Source organism: Klebsiella sp. HMSC16C06 (assembly GCF_001808325.1).
GTDB lineage: Bacteria > Pseudomonadota > Gammaproteobacteria > Enterobacterales > Enterobacteriaceae > Klebsiella > Klebsiella variicola.
The window spans coordinates 136,552-154,885 of record NZ_KV792994.1; the positions used below are offsets into that span (position 1 = coordinate 136,552).

General features: G+C 56.7%; 16 protein-coding genes and 1 pseudogene. 11 read left to right on the forward strand and 6 right to left on the reverse strand.

Features of this window, described 5'->3' with window-relative positions; translation table 11 throughout:
* Positions 1 to 17: 17 nt before the first annotated feature.
* Positions 18 to 791: a peroxide stress protein YaaA gene (gene yaaA, locus HMPREF3142_RS08415; RefSeq protein ID WP_008807505.1), complete on the reverse strand. Its 774-nt coding sequence runs from the start codon at positions 789 to 791 to the stop codon at positions 18 to 20.
* 77 nt (positions 792 to 868) lie between these two features.
* Positions 869 to 2,299: an alanine/glycine:cation symporter family protein gene (locus HMPREF3142_RS08420; RefSeq protein WP_064180551.1), complete on the reverse strand. Its 1,431-nt coding sequence runs from the start codon at positions 2,297 to 2,299 to the stop codon at positions 869 to 871.
* A 202-nt stretch (positions 2,300 to 2,501) separates the two neighbouring features.
* Between HMPREF3142_RS08420 and tal the strand changes: the two genes are divergently transcribed.
* The 3 genes from tal to HMPREF3142_RS08435 all read left to right on the forward strand — a co-directional run bounded on the left by tal (position 2,502) and on the right by HMPREF3142_RS08435 (position 5,566).
* The gene (gene tal / locus HMPREF3142_RS08425) at positions 2,502 to 3,455 is read left to right on the forward strand and encodes a transaldolase (protein ID WP_070611984.1); all 954 of its coding nucleotides are present in this window, start codon (positions 2,502 to 2,504) and stop codon (positions 3,453 to 3,455) included.
* A gap of 99 nt (positions 3,456 to 3,554) precedes the next feature.
* Entirely contained in the window at positions 3,555 to 4,142 is a 588-nt protein-coding gene (gene mog / locus HMPREF3142_RS08430; RefSeq protein ID WP_008807503.1) for a molybdopterin adenylyltransferase, read from the forward strand.
* 119 nt (positions 4,143 to 4,261) lie between these two features.
* Positions 4,262 to 5,566, forward strand: a complete 1,305-nt coding sequence (locus tag HMPREF3142_RS08435) for an MFS transporter (protein ID WP_032732490.1) — start codon at positions 4,262 to 4,264, stop codon at positions 5,564 to 5,566.
* A gap of 56 nt (positions 5,567 to 5,622) precedes the next feature.
* Here the strand turns inward: HMPREF3142_RS08435 and satP are convergent, their stop codons facing one another.
* The 3 genes from satP to HMPREF3142_RS08450 all read right to left on the reverse strand — a co-directional run bounded on the left by satP (position 5,623) and on the right by HMPREF3142_RS08450 (position 7,459).
* Entirely contained in the window at positions 5,623 to 6,189 is a 567-nt protein-coding gene (satP, locus tag HMPREF3142_RS08440) for an acetate uptake transporter (protein WP_012542907.1), read from the reverse strand.
* Between the two features lie 88 nt (positions 6,190 to 6,277).
* Positions 6,278 to 7,027: an acidic protein MsyB gene (gene msyB / locus HMPREF3142_RS08445; RefSeq protein ID WP_008807500.1), complete on the reverse strand. Its 750-nt coding sequence runs from the start codon at positions 7,025 to 7,027 to the stop codon at positions 6,278 to 6,280.
* A gap of 27 nt (positions 7,028 to 7,054) precedes the next feature.
* Positions 7,055 to 7,459: a DUF2541 family protein gene (locus HMPREF3142_RS08450; protein ID WP_023339565.1), complete on the reverse strand. Its 405-nt coding sequence runs from the start codon at positions 7,457 to 7,459 to the stop codon at positions 7,055 to 7,057.
* Between the two features lie 386 nt (positions 7,460 to 7,845).
* Here HMPREF3142_RS08450 and dnaK point away from each other — a divergent pair, with 386 nt between their 5' ends.
* The 4 genes from dnaK (at position 7,846) to nhaR (ending at position 13,285) form a co-directional block, all read left to right on the forward strand.
* The gene (gene dnaK / locus HMPREF3142_RS08455) at positions 7,846 to 9,762 is read left to right on the forward strand and encodes a molecular chaperone DnaK (protein WP_008807498.1); all 1,917 of its coding nucleotides are present in this window, start codon (positions 7,846 to 7,848) and stop codon (positions 9,760 to 9,762) included.
* A gap of 87 nt (positions 9,763 to 9,849) precedes the next feature.
* Positions 9,850 to 10,983, forward strand: a complete 1,134-nt coding sequence (gene dnaJ / locus HMPREF3142_RS08460; RefSeq protein WP_008807497.1) for a molecular chaperone DnaJ — start codon at positions 9,850 to 9,852, stop codon at positions 10,981 to 10,983.
* A gap of 175 nt (positions 10,984 to 11,158) precedes the next feature.
* Complete coding sequence (gene nhaA, locus HMPREF3142_RS08465; protein WP_008807496.1) at positions 11,159 to 12,334, forward strand: Na+/H+ antiporter NhaA; 1,176 nt, start codon at positions 11,159 to 11,161, stop codon at positions 12,332 to 12,334.
* Positions 12,335 to 12,388: 54 nt separating this feature from the next.
* The gene (gene nhaR / locus HMPREF3142_RS08470) at positions 12,389 to 13,285 is read left to right on the forward strand and encodes a transcriptional activator NhaR (protein ID WP_008807495.1); all 897 of its coding nucleotides are present in this window, start codon (positions 12,389 to 12,391) and stop codon (positions 13,283 to 13,285) included.
* Between the two features lie 119 nt (positions 13,286 to 13,404).
* Here the strand turns inward: nhaR and rpsT are convergent, their stop codons facing one another.
* Positions 13,405 to 13,668 carry a 30S ribosomal protein S20 gene (gene rpsT, locus HMPREF3142_RS08475; protein ID WP_002887965.1) on the reverse strand — a complete coding sequence of 88 codons (264 nt, stop codon included), beginning with the start codon at positions 13,666 to 13,668 and terminating at the stop codon, positions 13,405 to 13,407.
* Positions 13,669 to 13,784: 116 nt separating this feature from the next.
* Between rpsT and HMPREF3142_RS30200 the strand changes: the two are divergent.
* The 4 genes and pseudogenes from HMPREF3142_RS30200 to lspA all read left to right on the forward strand — a co-directional run.
* Positions 13,785 to 13,990: pseudogene (locus HMPREF3142_RS30200) on the forward strand (DUF2575 domain-containing protein); the annotation flags it as partial.
* Between the two features lie 7 nt (positions 13,991 to 13,997).
* A complete protein-coding gene (gene ribF / locus HMPREF3142_RS08480; RefSeq protein WP_008807494.1) occupies positions 13,998 to 14,936 on the forward strand; it encodes a bifunctional riboflavin kinase/FAD synthetase in 939 nt (312 codons plus the stop codon).
* A gap of 43 nt (positions 14,937 to 14,979) precedes the next feature.
* Complete coding sequence (gene ileS / locus HMPREF3142_RS08485) at positions 14,980 to 17,796, forward strand: isoleucine--tRNA ligase (RefSeq protein ID WP_070612015.1); 2,817 nt, start codon at positions 14,980 to 14,982, stop codon at positions 17,794 to 17,796.
* Complete coding sequence (lspA, locus tag HMPREF3142_RS08490; RefSeq protein WP_008807492.1) at positions 17,796 to 18,296, forward strand: signal peptidase II; 501 nt, start codon at positions 17,796 to 17,798, stop codon at positions 18,294 to 18,296. Before ileS ends, lspA begins: the two co-directional genes overlap by 1 nt.
* Positions 18,297 to 18,334 lie beyond the last annotated feature (38 nt).

The following is an 18,334-nucleotide window of genomic DNA, read 5'->3' on the forward strand; positions in this document are numbered from 1 at the left end:
GCCGGGGGCATCGAGGCCTACTGCTCGTGGCGTTTAAACACCAGTTCGCCTTTCTCCGAAGCCTCCGCATCAAAGAAATAGCCTTCGCTATTAAAGGCTTTGAGCTGCTCCGGCTGGGTTAAGCGGTTTTCGATAATGTAGCGACTCATCAGACCGCGCGCCTTTTTCGCATAGAAGCTGATCACTTTGAATTTACCGTTTTTCTCATCGAGGAAGACCGGCTTGATCAGCTGACCCTGCAATTTTTGCGTTTTCACCGATTTAAAATACTCATCGGAAGCCAGATTGATGACGATATCGTCGCCCTGAGCCTGCAGGGCCTGATTCAGCTTCTCGGTAATGGTCTCGCCCCAGAACTGGTACAGATCTTTGCCGCGCGGGTTTTCCAGACGGATCCCCATCTCCAGGCGGTAGGGCTGCATCAGGTCCAGCGGGCGCAGCACGCCATACAGGCCGGAGAGCATGCGCAGGTGTCGCTGGGCGAAGTCAAAGTCGTCCTCGGTGAGCGTCTCTGCCTGCAGGCCGGTGTAGACATCGCCCTTAAAGGCAAGGATCGCCTGGCGGGCATTTTGCGGCGTAAAGTCAGGATGCCAGTCGTGGAAACGGGTGGCGTTCAGATCCGCCAGCTTGTCGCTAATGCTCATTAGCTTGCCGATTTGCGGCGCGGTCAGCTTACGAGCGATGCCGATAAGCTGTTGAGAATACTCGAGGAGTTCGGGCTGGGTATAGCGAGTCGTTGCCAGCGGGCTTTGATAATCGAGCGTTTTAGCAGGTGAAATCAGAATCAGCATATCCAGTCCTTGCAGGTAATTTCGACGAATTTTAACAAAAAAAGTGCATGGTGGGATCGATAGCTGCGATTGCCGCGCTATTCGCGCGGCAGTTCATTCCAGGCGCCCGGGGCCAGTTGCTGGTGAATATCCGGGTAGCGGGCGGCATCGAAAGTGGGCTGGATACCCAGCCGCCGCTGGCGCAGATAATCGCTGGCGATAATCCGCACCGTCGGGGAAAGCAGCAGGATGGCCGTCAGGTTGGTCATCGCCATCAGCGCCATGATGATATCCGCACTCTGCCAGACGACGGGCAGGCTAACCAGGGTTCCCAGCAGCACCATCAGGACGGTGAGTAATCGCAGCCCCCAGATGTAGCGAGGCTTATCCAGACGCAGAAAGACCAGATTATTTTCCGCATACACGTAGTTGGCCACAATAGAGCTAAAGGCGAACAGCAGCACGATGAGGGCGATAAAATCGGCTCCCCAGCCGCCGACCAGCACGCTCATCGCATGTTGCAAGTCCTGAATGCCATTGAGCGTATATTCATTGTCGGGGCGCGGCGCCAGCATGACGATAATCGCGCTGGCAGTACAGATCACGATGGTATCGATAAACACGCCAATCATCTGCACGATCCCCTGCGCTGCCGGGTGCGGCGGCCAGGAGGCGGCGGCCGCGGCGGCGTTAGGCGAAGAACCCATCCCTGCTTCATTGGAGAACATGCCGCGCTGGAAGCCACTGGTCAGCGCCTGGCTGATGGAGTAGCCCACCGCGCCGGCGGCGGCTTCCTGCCAGCCGAAGGCGCAGCGAAAGATGGTGGCAAAAATGGTCGGCAGGGCGGTGACGTGCCACAGGCCGATGAGCAGGCTGGTGGCGATCCACAGCATCGCCATGATGGGCACCAGCCACTGCATCAGGCGCGCCACGCCGCGCAGGCCACGGAGAATGGCCAGGAAAACGAAAATGGCCAGCACGCCGCCGCTGACTGCCGCTGGCAGATCGAACGCATAGTGCAGGGCATGGGCCACCGAGTTGGCCTGCACGGTATTAAAGATAAATCCATAGGCCAGCAGCAGAAGGATCGAAAACAGGACACCCATCCAGCGCATGCCGAGACCGCGCGCCATATACCACGCCGGGCCGCCGCGAAACTGTCCCTGGCTGTCGCGCTCTTTGTATAGTTGCGCAAGAGAACACTCAGCGAAGCTGCTGGCCATGCCGAGCAGGGCGGAAACCCACATCCAGAATACGGCCCCAGGCCCGCCGGCAGCGATCGCCAGCGTCACCCCGGCAAGGTTGCCGCTGCCGACCCGGGCGGCAAGACTGGTACAGAGCGCCTGGAAGGACGTTAAACCGCCCGGCTGCGGGTGCAGGCTTTTTTTCAGACTGCGGCCGAATTTGCGCACGTAACGGAACTGAATACCCCGGGTTTGCCAGCTAAACCAGATCCCCGCCCCCAGTAACAGATAAATCATCACTGAGCCCCAGAGTATTTCATTGATAAATGAGAGAAAATCAGGCATTAAACATCCTCTTGTCCATGCCGGTAAGCTTGTGTAAGCGTTACCAATTAAGTGACAATCCTTTCGCTTTCAGCAAATTAAGCGGCACAGTTTATCACACTCTGCGCTCTTCTCTCGTCGGCGGTTGCGCTGACCCGGCAGCGTGTTATCATCTGGGCAGACCGGTTACATCCCCTTAACTGCTGTTTAAGAGAAATATATCATGACGGATAAATTAACTTCTCTGCGTCAGTACACCACTGTCGTCGCTGACACCGGAGATATTGCGGCAATGAAGCTGTATCAGCCTCAGGATGCCACCACCAACCCTTCCCTGATTCTCGGCGCGGCTCAGATCCCTGAGTACCGTAAGCTGATTGATGACGCTGTGGCCTGGGCACGTAGCCAGAGCAGCGATCGCGCGCAGCAGATCCTCGATGCTTCCGACAAGCTGGCGGTGAACATCGGTCTCGAAATCCTGAAACTGATCCCGGGCCGTATTTCCACTGAAGTGGATGCACGCCTCTCCTATGATACTGAAGCGTCTATCGCGAAAGCCAAGCGCATCATCAAGCTGTATAACGACGCGGGCATCAGCAACGATCGTATTCTTATCAAGCTGGCTTCCACCTGGCAGGGCATTCGCGCCGCTGAACAGCTGGAAAAAGAAGGCATCAACTGTAACCTGACGCTGCTGTTCTCCTTCGCTCAGGCTCGCGCTTGCGCCGAAGCGGGCGTCTTCCTGATTTCGCCGTTTGTTGGCCGTATCCTCGACTGGTACAAAGCCAACACCGACCAGAAAGAGTACGCGCCGGCAGAAGATCCGGGCGTGGTTTCCGTCAGCGAAATCTACGAATACTACAAGCAGCACGGCTATGAAACCGTGGTGATGGGCGCCAGCTTCCGTAATGTTGGCGAAATCCTGGAACTGGCCGGCTGTGACCGCCTGACCATCGCCCCGGCGCTGCTGAAAGAGCTGTCTGAAAGCGAAGGCGCCGTTGAGCGTAAACTGGTTTATACCGGCGAAGTGAAAGCGCGTCCGGAACGTATTACCGAATCTGAGTTCCTGTGGCAGCATAACCAGGATCCGATGGCGGTAGACAAACTGGCGGAAGGTATCCGTAAGTTTGCGATCGACCAGGAAAAACTGGAAAAAATGATCGGCGAACTGCTGTAATCCCGCAGGTGGCCGACGCCCGTCGGCCACATTACACTGTCTGTCCCGCCTCCGGCAGTGTATCATTTCGTTTAACGCCACAGTTTGAACGGAATAACCATGAATACCTTACGAATCGGCTTAGTTTCCATCTCCGATCGCGCCTCCAGCGGCGTCTATCAGGATAAAGGCATCCCGGCACTGGAAGAGTGGCTGGCGCGTGCCCTCACCACCCCTTTCGAACTGCAAACCCGCCTGATTCCGGATGAGCAGGTGATCATTGAGCAAACGCTGTGCGAACTGGTTGACGAGATGGGGTGCCATCTGGTGCTGACCACCGGCGGAACCGGCCCTGCGCGTCGCGATGTGACGCCTGACGCAACGCTGGCGATTGCCGATCGCGAGATGCCGGGTTTCGGCGAGCAAATGCGCCAGGTTAGCCTACACTTTGTGCCGACGGCTATCCTTTCCCGGCAGGTCGGGGTGATCCGCAAGCAGGCGTTGATCCTCAACCTTCCCGGACAACCGAAAGCGATTCAGGAGACCCTGGAAGGGGTAAAAGATGCTGACGGCAAGGTACTGGTGCACGGTATTTTTGCAAGTGTACCTTATTGTGTACAGTTGCTGGAGGGGCCTTATGTGGAAACCGATGGCCGTGTGGTAGAAGCATTTCGTCCTAAGAGCGCCAGGCGCGAAACTTTATCCTGAATTTAATGCATTTGTGACATAACCTGCATCGCTGATGGTGTGCCGTTTTATTTACGATATAGTGCTGTTTACTTTACACGCTATAAATCACGCTGCACACCTCAGGATGAAATCGCGTTATGTCATATGCAAACCGACCGCTAAACCGCCAGGATTATAAAACGCTGACGCTGGCCGCCCTGGGCGGCGCGCTGGAGTTTTATGACTTTATCATTTTCGTTTTCTTTGCCGCCGTCGTCGGTGAGCTCTTCTTTCCCGCAGATATTCCCGAATGGCTCCGTCAGGTACAAACCTTTGGCATTTTCGCCGCCGGTTATCTGGCGCGCCCGCTGGGGGGGATCATCATGGCCCACTTTGGCGATCTGGTGGGACGCAAGAAAATGTTCACCCTCAGCATCCTGCTGATGGCGCTGCCGACCCTGGCGATTGGCCTGCTGCCGACCTATAGCTCGGTGGGCATCGTCGCGCCGTTGCTGTTACTGCTGATGCGTATTCTGCAGGGGGCGGCGATCGGCGGGGAAGTTCCTGGCGCCTGGGTGTTTGTCGCCGAGCATGTCCCGGAAAAACGCATTGGTATCGCCTGCGGTACGCTGACGGCCGGCCTGACGGTTGGCATTCTGTTGGGGTCGGTGGTGGCGACGCTTATCAACACCAGCCTGACGCCGCAGGGGATCCACGACGGCGGCTGGCGGATCCCCTTCCTGCTGGGCGGTGTATTTGGTCTGATTGCGATGTATCTGCGTCGCTGGCTGCAGGAGACGCCGATTTTTCTTGAGATGCAGCAGCGTAAAGCGCTGGCGCAGGAGCTGCCGGTAAAAGCGGTAGCGCTGAAGCACCAGAAGGCGGTGGTGATCTCTATGCTGCTGACCTGGCTGCTGTCGGCAGGCGTGGTGGTGGTGATCCTGATGTCGCCGGTCTGGCTGCAGAAACACTATGGCTTCGCGCCGGCGATTACCCTGCAGGCCAATAGCATCGCCACGATTATGTTGTGCATCGGCTGTCTGCTCGCCGGGCTGGCGGCGGATCGCTTTGGCGCCAGCCGGACTTTCATCGTCGGCAGCCTGCTGCTGGCGGTTGCCAGCTGGGCATTTTACCACCTGTCCGGCGCCAGCCCGCAGCGGCTGTTTCTGCTCTACGGCACGGTGGGGCTCTGCGTCGGGGTGGTAGGGGCGGTGCCTTATGTCATGGTGCGGGCCTTCCCGGCTGAAGTGCGCTTCACCGGCATCTCATTTTCCTACAACCTGTCGTACGCGATCTTTGGCGGCCTGACGCCGATTGCGGTCACCATGCTGATGGGCGTGTCGCCGATGGCGCCAGCCTGGTATGTGCTGGCCCTCTCGCTGATGGGGCTAGGATTAGGTATCTGGCTGCGTCAGGGGCTGACGGCGTCGGCGGGATTGCCGGAAGGGGAACTGCAGCGTTGAGTCTGGTTTACCGATGATGACCTGCCGCCGCCCTGTGACAGGACGGCGGCGGACGATTAACGTGGTTCGCCGATCGGCAGCACGGTGCGGCCGAACTGCTCGTTCAGCACTTCACCCATCGCCAGGTAAATAGCGCTGGCGCCACAAACCAGGCCGACCCAGCCAGCGACTTTCACAATGCCTTCGTTATCCACCAGATGACCAATCGCCAGCAGCGCGAACAACACGGTCAGGCTCAGGAAGACAAACTGCAGCATGCGGGCTGCTTTCAGGGTGCCAAAGAACATAAACAGGGTAAAGACGCCCCACAGGCCGAGGTACATGCCGAGGAAGTGCGCGTTAGGCGCTTCCGCCAGACCCATTTTCGGCATCAGGAGGATAGCCACCAGCGTCAGCCAGAAGCTGCCGTAGGAGGTAAAAGCGGTTAAGCCAAAGGTGTTGCCTTTCTTGTATTCAAGCAGGCCGGCAAAAATTTGCGCAATGCCGCCGTAAAAAATGCCCATCGCCAGGATAGCTACATCGAATGCGAACAGGCCGCTATTCGCCAGGTTAAGCAGAATAGTGGTCATGCCGAAGCCCATAAGGCCCAGCGGTGCCGGATTAGCCAACTTAGTGTTGCCCATAATTCCTCAAAATTATCATTAAAAGGGAAGCATTACCCCGCGACTTGGCGGCGGGGCGCGGCATAATAATGAGGCGCTGAAGGGCTGTCTATGATCTGGCGGGGTATTTTTCACCAATTTCTGTTGCGCCCGACGGCGGCTGGATCATTTGCCGTAAACAGGCAATATGCAGGACCGCAGGGATGGTGACCCGGTAAGCGCTGCCGCTCACCGCTTTGACGCTGTTCAGCGCGGCGCCGAGCGGCCCGCCCAGCCCGGCGCCGCGCACCAGACCATGACCAATAACGCTTACGGCGGCATGGGTGCGCAGAATGGCGGTTAAGCGCTCGTCCAGCAACAGGGCGACCCCTTCGCTTAGCTTGCGGTGCCTCAGCAGATGGGGCAACAGATTTTCCAGCTCATGGCTCCGGCAATCCACCGCGGCAAGAAATTGTGCCTTTTGCTCCGCATCCAGCTTATTCCAGCTGTGCTGCAGGAAATGTTCCAGTAACTGCTGTTCGATCTGCGGCGTCGTCATCTGTTTGTCGACCTTCGCCTTCAGCCGTTTACACACATCCAGCAGGATCGCGCGATAAAATTTGCCGTGGCGGCGTAGGGTGTTGGCGATGCTGTCGCCGCCAAAATGCTGTAGCTCTCCGGCAATCAGCTGCCAGTTGCGGCGATAGCGTTCAGGGTGGCCCTCCATTGCTAAAAAGGTCTCGTTGCGCAGCAGCGTGCTGGAGAGACGGGGTTTGCCGTTTTCGCCGTGGGTCAGAATACGGGTAAAAGCTTCCAGATGCGCCTCGCTGCACTCAGGAAGAAAGGCCAGATCGTCATCTGCCAGATAGTTAATATGCATAAATCATCCCTCCTCAGGATAACGAGGTTAGTCGTCGCCGATAATTTTTAATGAGGCCATATCTGAGGAGTGGACCGTGTGGCCGGAGAAGGCGATTTTCTTCACACAGCGTTTGCTGTCGTTATCGCTATTGATGTTGATCCAGCCGGAGGTGCTGCCCTCTCTTATCCCGGCGGGGACGTTCAGCGTATGGCTGGCGCCGCGGCTGGCCTTAAAGTAGACCGTCGCCCCGGAGAGCTGTACATCGCCGCGCTCGGCGCTGAGCTGAATGCGTTTGACGACCCGACAGACCGGGAGTTTCAGCGTCAGGTCGTTGGTTTCATTGCGCGGCATGGCTACCACACCGAGGATTTTATGGTCGTTGGCGGCCGCCGAGGTGATAAACGATAAGCCGAGGATAAGCCCCGCGGAAATCCGGAATAGTGGTTTCATCAATCTGTCCCCTGAATAAGTAAAGTGCGACGGCGAGGGATATTATCACCAGGGGCGTGGGGCCATTAGCGCGCAAGTATTGCGGGTTATGTCAATGATATTATGAATATATTTTGTTTTCACATTCATCATTTATATATGCATTTCGCTGCCTCTTTTGGCGCCTGACAATGTCGCTCGGGACGCTTTTCACGACTCAGGTCGGGGCCCGGTGCAAAAAATTTTTAGGCTTGCCCCTTGATGCCGGGGTGGGCGACCCCATCTTGTAGTCAACCGCAGTGAAGAACCTGAAAAAAAATGATGTCTGGGCAGTTGAAACCGCACGTTTCGCCCTTATTACAGGTTCACAACCACATGTTGATCGAATTTTTAGTGGAGACGTTTAGATGGGTAAAATTATTGGTATCGACCTGGGTACTACCAACTCTTGTGTAGCGATTATGGATGGCACTACTGCACGCGTGCTGGAGAACGCCGAAGGCGATCGCACCACGCCTTCTATCATTGCCTATACCCAGGATGGTGAAACTCTGGTTGGTCAGCCGGCTAAACGTCAGGCAGTGACAAACCCGCAAAACACCCTGTTTGCGATTAAACGCCTGATTGGCCGCCGCTTCCAGGACGAAGAAGTTCAGCGTGACGTTTCTATCATGCCATACAAAATTGTTGCCGCAGACAATGGCGACGCATGGCTGGATGTGAAAGGCACCAAAACTGCACCGCCGCAGATCTCTGCTGAAGTGCTGAAAAAAATGAAGAAAACGGCTGAAGATTACCTGGGTGAACCGGTAACTGAAGCGGTTATCACCGTACCGGCTTACTTCAACGATGCGCAGCGTCAGGCAACCAAAGATGCCGGCCGTATCGCCGGTCTGGAAGTCAAACGTATCATCAACGAACCAACCGCGGCGGCGCTGGCTTACGGTCTGGATAAAGAAGTCGGTAACCGCACTATCGCGGTATACGACCTCGGTGGTGGTACTTTCGATATCTCTATTATCGAAATCGACGAAGTTGACGGCGAGAAAACCTTTGAAGTACTGGCGACCAACGGTGACACCCACCTGGGCGGTGAAGACTTCGATACGCGTCTGATCAACTACCTCGTTGATGAGTTCAAGAAAGATCAGGGCATTGACCTGCGTAACGACCCGCTGGCCATGCAGCGCCTGAAAGAAGCCGCTGAGAAAGCGAAGATTGAACTGTCTTCTGCTCAGCAGACCGACGTTAACCTGCCGTATATCACTGCAGATGCGACCGGTCCGAAACATATGAATATCAAAGTGACTCGCGCGAAACTGGAAAGCCTGGTAGAAGACCTGGTTAACCGTTCCATCGAGCCGCTGAAAGTGGCCCTGCAGGATGCCGGTCTGTCCGTTTCCGATATCAACGACGTGATCCTCGTTGGTGGTCAGACTCGTATGCCGATGGTGCAGAAAAAAGTCGCTGAGTTCTTCGGTAAAGAGCCGCGTAAAGACGTTAACCCGGATGAAGCTGTGGCGATCGGCGCAGCGGTTCAGGGTGGTGTACTGACGGGTGATGTGAAAGACGTTCTGCTGCTGGACGTAACCCCGCTGTCGCTGGGTATCGAAACCATGGGCGGCGTGATGACAGCGCTTATCAACAAAAACACCACTATCCCGACCAAGCACAGCCAGGTGTTCTCTACTGCAGAAGACAACCAGTCTGCGGTAACCATCCATGTGCTGCAGGGTGAGCGTAAACGCGCGTCTGATAACAAATCACTGGGTCAGTTCAACCTGGATGGTATTAACCCGGCGCCGCGCGGTATGCCGCAGATCGAAGTCACCTTCGACATCGATGCTGACGGTATCCTGCACGTTTCCGCGAAAGACAAAAACAGCGGTAAAGAGCAGAAGATCACCATCAAGGCGTCTTCCGGTCTGAATGAAGAAGAAATTCAGAAAATGGTTCGCGAAGCAGAAGCTAACGCCGAATCTGACCGTAAGTTCGAAGAGCTGGTACAGACCCGTAACCAGGGCGACCATCTGCTGCACAGCACTCGTAAGCAGGTTGAAGAAGCAGGCGATAAACTGCCGGCTGATGACAAAACCGCTATTGAATCTGCGCTGACCGCGCTGGAAACTTCCCTGAAAGGCGAAGACAAAGCGGATATCGAAGCGAAAATGCAGGCGCTGGCGCAGGCTTCTCAGAAGCTGATGGAAATTGCTCAGCAGCAGCACGCTCAGCAGCAGGCGGGTTCCGCTGACGCTCAGGCGAGCAACGCGAAAGACGACGATGTTGTCGACGCTGAGTTCGAAGAAGTGAAAGATAAAAAATAATCGCCCTTTGAACGGGTAAAACACTGGCACGGGCGAAGAGGTTTCCTCTCCGCCCGTGCACGCATGTTAAGGGGCTGAAAAACACCGATGGCAAAGCAAGATTACTACGAGATTTTAGGCGTCTCCAAAACAGCGGAAGAGCGTGAAATCAAAAAGGCTTACAAGCGCCTGGCCATGAAGTATCACCCGGACCGCAACCAGGGTGATAAAGAGGCCGAAGCCAAATTTAAAGAAATCAAAGAAGCGTATGAAATCCTGACTGATGCCCAGAAGCGTGCGGCCTACGATCAGTACGGCCACGCGGCCTTCGAACAGGGCGGCATGGGCGGCGGCGGCGGTTTTGGCGGCGGTGCGGATTTCAGCGATATCTTTGGCGATGTTTTCGGCGATATCTTTGGCGGCGGACGTGGTCGTCAGCGCGCGGCGCGCGGCGCCGATCTCCGTTACAACATGGAGCTGACGCTGGAAGAAGCGGTGCGTGGCGTCACCAAAGAGATCCGTATTCCGACGCTGGAAGAGTGCGACGTCTGTCACGGCAGCGGCGCCAAGGCCGGCAGCAAGCCGCAGACCTGTCCGACCTGTCATGGCGCAGGCCAGGTGCAGATGCGTCAGGGCTTCTTTGCGGTACAGCAGACCTGTCCGCACTGTCAGGGACGCGGTACGCTGATTAAAGATCCATGCAACAAATGTCATGGTCATGGGCGTGTAGAGAAAACGAAAACCTTGTCGGTTAAAATTCCGGCAGGTGTGGACACCGGCGATCGGATCCGTCTGGCGGGCGAAGGCGAAGCTGGCGAGCATGGCGCACCGGCAGGCGATCTGTACGTACAGGTCCAGGTGAAGCAGCACGCTATCTTTGAGCGTGAAGGTAATAACCTGTACTGCGAAGTCCCGATCAACTTCACGATGGCGGCGCTGGGTGGTGAGATTGAAGTGCCGACGCTCGACGGTCGCGTCAGTCTGAAAGTGCCGGGTGAAACCCAGACCGGCAAGCTGTTCCGCATGCGCGGCAAAGGTGTGAAATCCGTTCGCGGCGGCGCCCAGGGCGATCTGCTGTGCCGCGTGGTGGTGGAGACGCCGGTAGGGCTGAATGAGAAGCAGAAGCAGCTGCTGAAAGAGCTGCAGGAGAGCTTCGGCGGCCCGACCGGGGAAAACAACAGCCCGCGTTCGAAAAGCTTCTTCGACGGTGTGAAGAAGTTCTTCGACGACCTGACCCGCTAATTCCGCTTTTCCTGATATCCGGCCCGGGCCTTGCTGCCCGGGCTTTTTTTGCCTTACGCCTCCTCTTTTATTCGTAAAAAACGAACTTTAACGCAATTTAAATCTGATTTTTTCGAGTTATCAGTGTGTGTATTATGCTTTTATCGAGTTATTCACCAACAGGATGAAAGTAAAAGTGAAACATCTGCAACGATTCTTTAGTAGCGATGCTTCCGGCGGCATTGTCTTAATCATTGCCGCCGCGCTGGCGATGGTGATGGCCAATACCAGCGTGACCAGCGGTCTGTATCACTCCTTCCTGGAGACGCCAGTTCAGCTGCGAGTCGGGGCGCTGGAGATCAATAAAAACATGCTGTTATGGATCAATGATGCCCTGATGGCGGTGTTTTTTTTACTGATTGGCCTGGAGGTCAAACGTGAGCTGATTCAGGGGTCGCTGGCGAGCCGTCGTCAGGCGGTGTTTCCAGTGATTGCCGCGCTCGGCGGGATGATTGTGCCGGCCCTGGTCTATCTGGCTTTTAACGCCCAGGATCCTGTCGCCAGAGAGGGGTGGGCGATCCCGGCGGCGACGGATATTGCCTTTGCGCTCGGTGTGCTGGCGCTGTTAGGTAGCCGGGTACCGACGGCGCTGAAGATTTTCCTGATGGCGCTGGCGATTATTGATGACCTCGGGGCTATCGTGATTATCGCGCTGTTTTATACCCACGACCTGTCCATGCTTTCGCTGGGCGTGGCGGCGGCGGCAATTGCGGTGCTGGTGGCCCTGAACCTCAGCGGCGTGCGGCGTACCGGGATCTATATTCTGGTTGGCGCGGTGCTGTGGACGGCGGTGCTGAAGTCTGGCGTTCATGCGACCCTTGCCGGGGTGATCGTCGGCTTTATGATCCCGCTCGAGGAAAAGCATGGCAAGTCACCGGCCAAAGCGCTTGAGCATGTCCTGCACCCGTGGGTCGCGTTTATGATCCTGCCGCTGTTCGCCTTCGCCAACGCCGGGGTCTCGCTGCAGGGGGTCACCCTGGCCGGACTGACGTCGCTTCTGCCGCTGGGCATTATGGCCGGGCTGTTTATCGGCAAGCCGCTGGGGATCAGCCTGTTCTGCTGGCTGGCGCTGAAGCTGAAGTGGGCCTCGCTGCCGGAGGGGACCACCTGCAAGCAGATCATGGCGGTGGGTATTCTGTGTGGGATTGGCTTTACGATGTCGATTTTCATCGCCACTCTGGCCTTCGGCAGCGTCGACCCCGCGTTGATCAACTGGGCCAAGCTTGGCATCCTGATCGGCTCAGTGCTATCAGCAGTCATCGGATATCTCATACTGCGTCAGCGCGTGACGGAGACTCGCCTCGCGGTATAACCTTTCTGCAGGAGAGCCTGCGTGGCTCTCCTGGACATTATCAGGGAGAGAAGCATGTCACATATCAACTACAACCATCTGTACTACTTCTGGCACGTGTATAAAGAAGGGTCCGTCGTTGGCGCGGCGGAGGCGCTGTTTCTGACGCCGCAGACGATTACCGGGCAGATCAAAGCCCTGGAAGAGCGCCTGCAGGGTAAGTTGTTTAAGCGAAAAGGAAGGGGACTGGAGCCGAGTGAGCTGGGCGAGCTGGTCTTCCGCTATGCCGACCGCATGTTTACCCTCAGCCAGGAGATGCTCGACATCGTCAACTACCGCAAAGAGTCGAATCTGCTGTTTGATGTCGGCGTCGCTGATGCGTTATCCAAGCGGCTGGTCAGCGGCGTGCTGGATGCGGCCGTCGTTGAGAGTGAGCAGATCCATCTGCGCTGTTTTGAATCCACCCATGAGCTGCTGCTGGAGCAACTGAGCCAGCATAAGCTCGATATGATTATCTCTGACTGTCCGATCGACTCGACACAGCAGGAAGGGCTATTTTCGGTGAAGATTGGCGAGTGCAGCGTCAGCTTCTGGTGCATGAATCCGGCGCCGACGAAGCCGTTTCCGGCCTGTCTGGAAGAGCGGCGGCTGCTGATCCCCGGTCGGCGTTCGATGCTGGGGCGTAAACTGCTGAACTGGATTAACGTGCAGGGCCTGAAGGTGGAGATCCTCGGCGAATTTGACGATGCGGCGCTCATGAAAGCCTTCGGCGCCGCGCATAATGCGATATTTGTCGCGCCGACGCTCTATGCGCATGATTTCTACTATGACGAATCGATTATAGAAATTGGCCGCATGGATAGCGTGATGGAGGAGTATCACGCTATTTTTGCCGAGCGAATGATTCAGCATCCCGCGGTTCAGCGCATCTGTAATCGCGATTACTCGTCACTGTTTACCGAACCCCGATAGCCTGCCGGCGTGGGCTGGCGTGGCGCTGGCCGCGCCAGCGCGCGTTAGCGGGGGAAGATGGCGGGCATAAAAAAACCCGCTTTCGCGGGTTTCTTTAACAAAGTTCAGCAAGCAGGCGATTAAGCCAGTTTGTTGATCTGTGCAGTCAGGTTTGCTTTATGACGCGCAGCTTTGTTTTTGTGGATCAGACCTTTAGCAGCCTGACGGTCCACGATTGGTTGCATTTCGTTAAATGCTTTCTGTGCAGCAGCTTTGTCGCCAGCTTCGATAGCTGCGTATACTTTCTTGATGAAAGTACGCATCATAGAGCGACGGCTTGCGTTGTGCTTGCGAGCCTTTTCAGACTGAACGGCGCGCTTCTTAGCTGATTTGATATTAGCCAAGGTCCAACTCCCAAATGTGTTCTATATGGACAATTCAAAGGCCGAGGAATATGCCCGTTTAGCCTTCTTTTGTCAATGGATTTGTGCAAATAAGCGCCGTTTAACACCACAGCGCTTCATTACGTAGTGATGGCGCAAGATTCTACCAGCTTGTTGCAGGCGAATACAGCTTTTCCACCATAAAAATCGCCGGGCGCGGCCAGTTTTCCCGCTTTCTCGCGCTGAGTGAATGAATTCCTGAGAACTTTCGTTGCCGAGGTGCAATCGCTGGTTAACGTTGACAGTTGTACAAGGTATACTCGGACGATTTTCACTGTTTTGAGCCAGACATGAAGCTGATACGCGGCATACATAATCTCAGTCAGGCGCCGCACGGGTGCGTGCTGACCATTGGTAATTTTGACGGCGTGCATCGTGGGCATCAGGCACTGCTGCAGCGGTTGCGCGAAGAGGGCCGCCAGCGCGGTTTACCGGTGGTGGTGATGATTTTCGAACCCCAGCCGCTGGAGCTCTTTGCCGCCGATAAAGCCCCGGCGCGGTTGACCCGCCTGCGTGAAAAGCTGGGCTATCTGGCTGAAAGCGGGGTCGACTATGTATTGTGCGTTCGCTTTGACCGCCGGTTCGCCGCGCTAACCGCGCAGGATTTTATCAGCGAACTGCTGGTGCGCCGCCTGGGTGTGCAGTTCCTTGCCGTCGGTGATGATTTCCGCTTTGGCGCTGGTCGCCAGGGGGATTTTTTGTTATTGCAAAAGGCCGGAGCGGAATACGGCTTCGACGTGACCAGCACCCAGACTTTCTGCGAAGGTGGGGTGCGTATCAGCAGTACGGCGGTGCGTCAGGCGCTGGCGGATGACGATCTCCTGCTGGCGGAGACGCTGCTGGGCCATCCGTTTAGCATCTCCGGACGCGTCGTTCATGGTGATGAACTGGGCCGTACCATAGGTTTTCCGACGGCGAACTTACCGCTGCGTCGTCAGGTTTCCCCGGTTAAAGGGGTCTATGCGGTAGAAGTGACAGGGCTGGGCGACAAACCCATAGCGGGCGTCGCCAATATTGGCACCCGTCCAACGGTCGCGGGCGTGCGTCAGCAGCTTGAAGTACATCTGTTGGACGTTGTAATGGACCTCTACGGTCGCCATATCAATGTAGTACTGCGTAAAAAGATACGTAACGAGCAGCGGTTTGCGTCGCTGGACGAGCTGAAGGCGCAAATCGCACGTGATGAGTTAACGGCCCGCGAATTATTTGGGCTGACCAGCCAGGCCTGAGCCGCTGGTGTTTATCAAACCGAAATACGGAACCGAGAATCTGATGAGTGACTATAAATCGACCCTGAATTTGCCGGAAACAGGGTTCCCTATGCGTGGCGACCTCGCCAAACGCGAACCGGGAATGCTGGCGCGTTGGACCGATGATGACCTGTACGGCATCATTCGTGCAGCCAAAAAAGGCAAAAAAACCTTCATTCTGCATGATGGCCCTCCTTATGCGAATGGCAGCATTCATATTGGTCACTCGGTTAACAAGATTCTGAAAGACATTATCGTTAAGTCCAAAGGACTGACGGGCTATGACTCGCCGTACGTGCCGGGCTGGGACTGCCACGGTCTGCCGATCGAGCTGAAAGTCGAGCAGCAATACGGTAAGCCAGGTGAGAAATTCACCGCCGCTGAATTCCGCGCCAAGTGCCGCGAATATGCCGCGGAGCAGATCGACGGTCAGCGTAAAGACTTTATCCGCCTGGGCGTGCTGGGCGACTGGTCGCGTCCGTACCTGACCATGGACTTCAAAACCGAAGCCAACATCATCCGTGCGCTGGGTAAAATCATCGGCAACGGTCATCTGCATAAAGGCGCTAAGCCGGTGCACTGGTGCGTTGACTGCCGTTCCGCGCTGGCGGAAGCGGAAGTGGAGTATTACGACAAAACCTCTCCGTCTATCGATGTGGCGTTCCACGCGGTAGACAAAGCCGCGGTACTGGCGAAATTCGGCGTAGCCGACGTCAACGGCCCGGTTTCCCTGGTTATCTGGACCACCACGCCGTGGACCCTGCCGGCTAACCGTGCCATCTCTCTGTCGCCGGAATTCGACTACGCGCTGGTGCAGGTTGACGGTCAGGCGCTGATCCTGGCGAAAGACCTGGTTGAGAGCGTAATGAAGCGCGTTGGCGCGACGGATTACACTATTCTGGCGGCGGTACAAGGTTCTGAGCTTGAGCTGATGCGCTTTAAGCATCCGTTCCTCGATTTTGACGTGCCGGCGATCCTTGGCGACCACGTGACGCTGGACGCGGGTACCGGTGCGGTGCATACCGCCGGCGGCCACGGCCCGGACGACTACACCATCAGCCAGAAATACGGTCTGGAAATCGCCAACCCGGTTGGCCCGGACGGTGCTTACCTGCCTGGTACCTATCCGTCTCTGGATGGCATCAACGTCTTCAAAGCCAACGACATCATCGTTGAGATGCTGCGTGGCAGCGGCGCGCTGCTGCACGTGGAAAAAATGCAGCACAGCTATCCGTGCTGCTGGCGACACAAATCGCCGATCATCTTCCGCGCCACCCCGCAGTGGTTCGTCAGCATGGATCAGAAAGGCCTGCGCGCGCAGTCGCTGAAAGAGATCAAAGGCGTGCAGTGGATCCCGGACTGGGGCCAGGCGCGTATCGAATCGATGGTCGCTAACCGCCCTGACTGGTGTATCTCCCGTCAGCGTACCTGGGGCGTGCCGATGTCGCTGTTCGTGCACAAAGAAACCCACGAACTGCACCCGCGTACCCTCGAACTGATGGAAGAAGTGGCGAAACGCGTTGAAGTTGACGGCATCCAGGCGTGGTGGGATCTCGATTCCCGCGACATCCTTGGCGATGACGCCGACAGCTACGAGAAAGTGCCGGATACCCTCGACGTCTGGTTTGACTCCGGGTCGACCCACTCTTCCGTGGTTGATGTGCGTCCGGAATTCGCCGGTCACGCCGCGGACATGTATCTGGAAGGCTCTGACCAGCATCGCGGCTGGTTCATGTCTTCACTGATGATCTCCACGGCGATGAAAGGCAAAGCGCCATATCGCCAGGTACTGACCCACGGCTTCACCGTCGATGGCCAGGGCCGCAAAATGTCCAAGTCTATCGGTAACACCGTTAGCCCGCAGGACGTGATGAACAAGCTGGGCGCCGATATCCTGCGTCTGTGGGTGGCTTCCACCGACTACACCGGCGAAATGGCGGTCTCCGATGAGATCCTCAAACGCGCCGCGGACAGCTATCGTCGTATCCGTAACACCGCGCGCTTCCTGCTGGCGAACCTGAACGGTTTCGATCCAGCGAAAGACATGGTTAAACCGGAAGAGATGGTGGTGCTGGACCGCTGGGCAGTCGGCTGCGCGCAGGCGGCACAGGAAGATATCCTGAAAGCCTACGAATCCTACGACTTCCATGAAGTGGTACAGCGCCTGATGCGCTTCTGCTCCATCGAGATGGGCTCGTTCTACCTCGACATCATTAAAGACCGCCAGTACACCGCGAAAGCGGACAGCGTGGCGCGTCGCAGCTGCCAGACCGCGCTGTTCCACATCGTGGAAGCGCTGGTGCGCTGGATGGCGCCGATCATGTCCTTCACCGCGGACGAAATCTGGGGCTACCTGCCGGGCGATCGTGAGAAATATGTCTTCACCGGCGAGTGGTATGAAGGTCTGTTCGGCCTGGCCGACGATGAAGCGATGAACGACGGTTTCTGGGATGAATTGCTCAAGGTGCGCGGCGAAGTCAACAAGGTGATCGAGCAAGCGCGTGCGGATAAGAAAGTCGGTGGCTCTCTGGAAGCAGCGGTCACGCTGTATGCCGATGCCGACCTGGCGACCAAGCTCAACGCGCTGGGCGATGAATTACGATTTGTCCTGTTGACCTCCGGCGCCAACGTTGCCGATTATGCGCAGGCGCCGGCTGATGCCTGGCAGAGCGATCTGCTGAAAGGGCTGAAAGTGGTCCTGAGTAAAGCCGAGGGCGAGAAGTGCCCACGCTGCTGGCATTACACCAGTGACGTCGGCAAGGTAGCGGAACACGCAGAAATCTGCGGTCGCTGTGTGAGCAACGTCGCCGGTAACGGCGAGCAACGTAAATTCGCCTGATGAGTAAATCGATCTGTTCAACGGGGCTACGCTGGCTGTGGGTCGTCGTAGCCGTGCTGATTATCGATCTGGGTAGCAAATTCCTGATCCTCCAGAACTTCGCTCTGGGGGAGACGGTTCCGCTGTTCCCGTCGCTTAATCTGCATTATGCCCGCAACTATGGCGCGGCGTTTAGTTTCCTCGCCGACAGCGGCGGCTGGCAGCGCTGGTTCTTTTCCGGGATCGCGATCGGCATTTGTGTGGTGCTGACGGTACTGATGTACCGTTCGAAGGCGACGCAAAAGCTGAACAATATTGCCTACGCCCTGATTATCGGCGGTGCGCTGGGTAACTTGTTCGATCGCCTGTGGCACGGCTTCGTGGTCGATATGATCGACTTCTACGTCGGCGACTGGCATTTCGCCACCTTCAACCTCGCCGATAGTGCGATCTGCATCGGCGCAGCGCTGATTGTGCTGGAAGGTTTCTTGCCGAAACCGACCGCGAAAGAGCAGGCGTAAATGTCAATGCCGGGTGGCGCTACGCTTACCCGGCCTAC

What these genes read in the sequence shown, in the direction of transcription:
- yaaA (WP_008807505.1), bottom strand. Translation starts at nt 791, where the DNA reads ATGCTGATTCTGATTTCACCTGCTAAAACGCTCGATTATCAAAGCCCG.
- HMPREF3142_RS08420 (WP_064180551.1), bottom strand. Translation starts at nt 2,299, where the DNA reads ATGCCTGATTTTCTCTCATTTATCAATGAAATACTCTGGGGCTCAGTG.
- tal (WP_070611984.1), top strand. Translation starts at nt 2,502, where the DNA reads ATGACGGATAAATTAACTTCTCTGCGTCAGTACACCACTGTCGTCGCT.
- mog (WP_008807503.1), top strand. Translation starts at nt 3,555, where the DNA reads ATGAATACCTTACGAATCGGCTTAGTTTCCATCTCCGATCGCGCCTCC.
- HMPREF3142_RS08435 (WP_032732490.1), top strand. Translation starts at nt 4,262, where the DNA reads ATGTCATATGCAAACCGACCGCTAAACCGCCAGGATTATAAAACGCTG.
- satP (WP_012542907.1), bottom strand. Translation starts at nt 6,189, where the DNA reads ATGGGCAACACTAAGTTGGCTAATCCGGCACCGCTGGGCCTTATGGGC.
- msyB (WP_008807500.1), bottom strand. Translation starts at nt 7,027, where the DNA reads ATGCATATTAACTATCTGGCAGATGACGATCTGGCCTTTCTTCCTGAG.
- HMPREF3142_RS08450 (WP_023339565.1), bottom strand. Translation starts at nt 7,459, where the DNA reads ATGAAACCACTATTCCGGATTTCCGCGGGGCTTATCCTCGGCTTATCG.
- dnaK (WP_008807498.1), top strand. Translation starts at nt 7,846, where the DNA reads ATGGGTAAAATTATTGGTATCGACCTGGGTACTACCAACTCTTGTGTA.
- dnaJ (WP_008807497.1), top strand. Translation starts at nt 9,850, where the DNA reads ATGGCAAAGCAAGATTACTACGAGATTTTAGGCGTCTCCAAAACAGCG.
- nhaR (WP_008807495.1), top strand. Translation starts at nt 12,389, where the DNA reads ATGTCACATATCAACTACAACCATCTGTACTACTTCTGGCACGTGTAT.
- ribF (WP_008807494.1), top strand. Translation starts at nt 13,998, where the DNA reads ATGAAGCTGATACGCGGCATACATAATCTCAGTCAGGCGCCGCACGGG.
- ileS (WP_070612015.1), top strand. Translation starts at nt 14,980, where the DNA reads ATGAGTGACTATAAATCGACCCTGAATTTGCCGGAAACAGGGTTCCCT.
- lspA (WP_008807492.1), top strand. Translation starts at nt 17,796, where the DNA reads ATGAGTAAATCGATCTGTTCAACGGGGCTACGCTGGCTGTGGGTCGTC.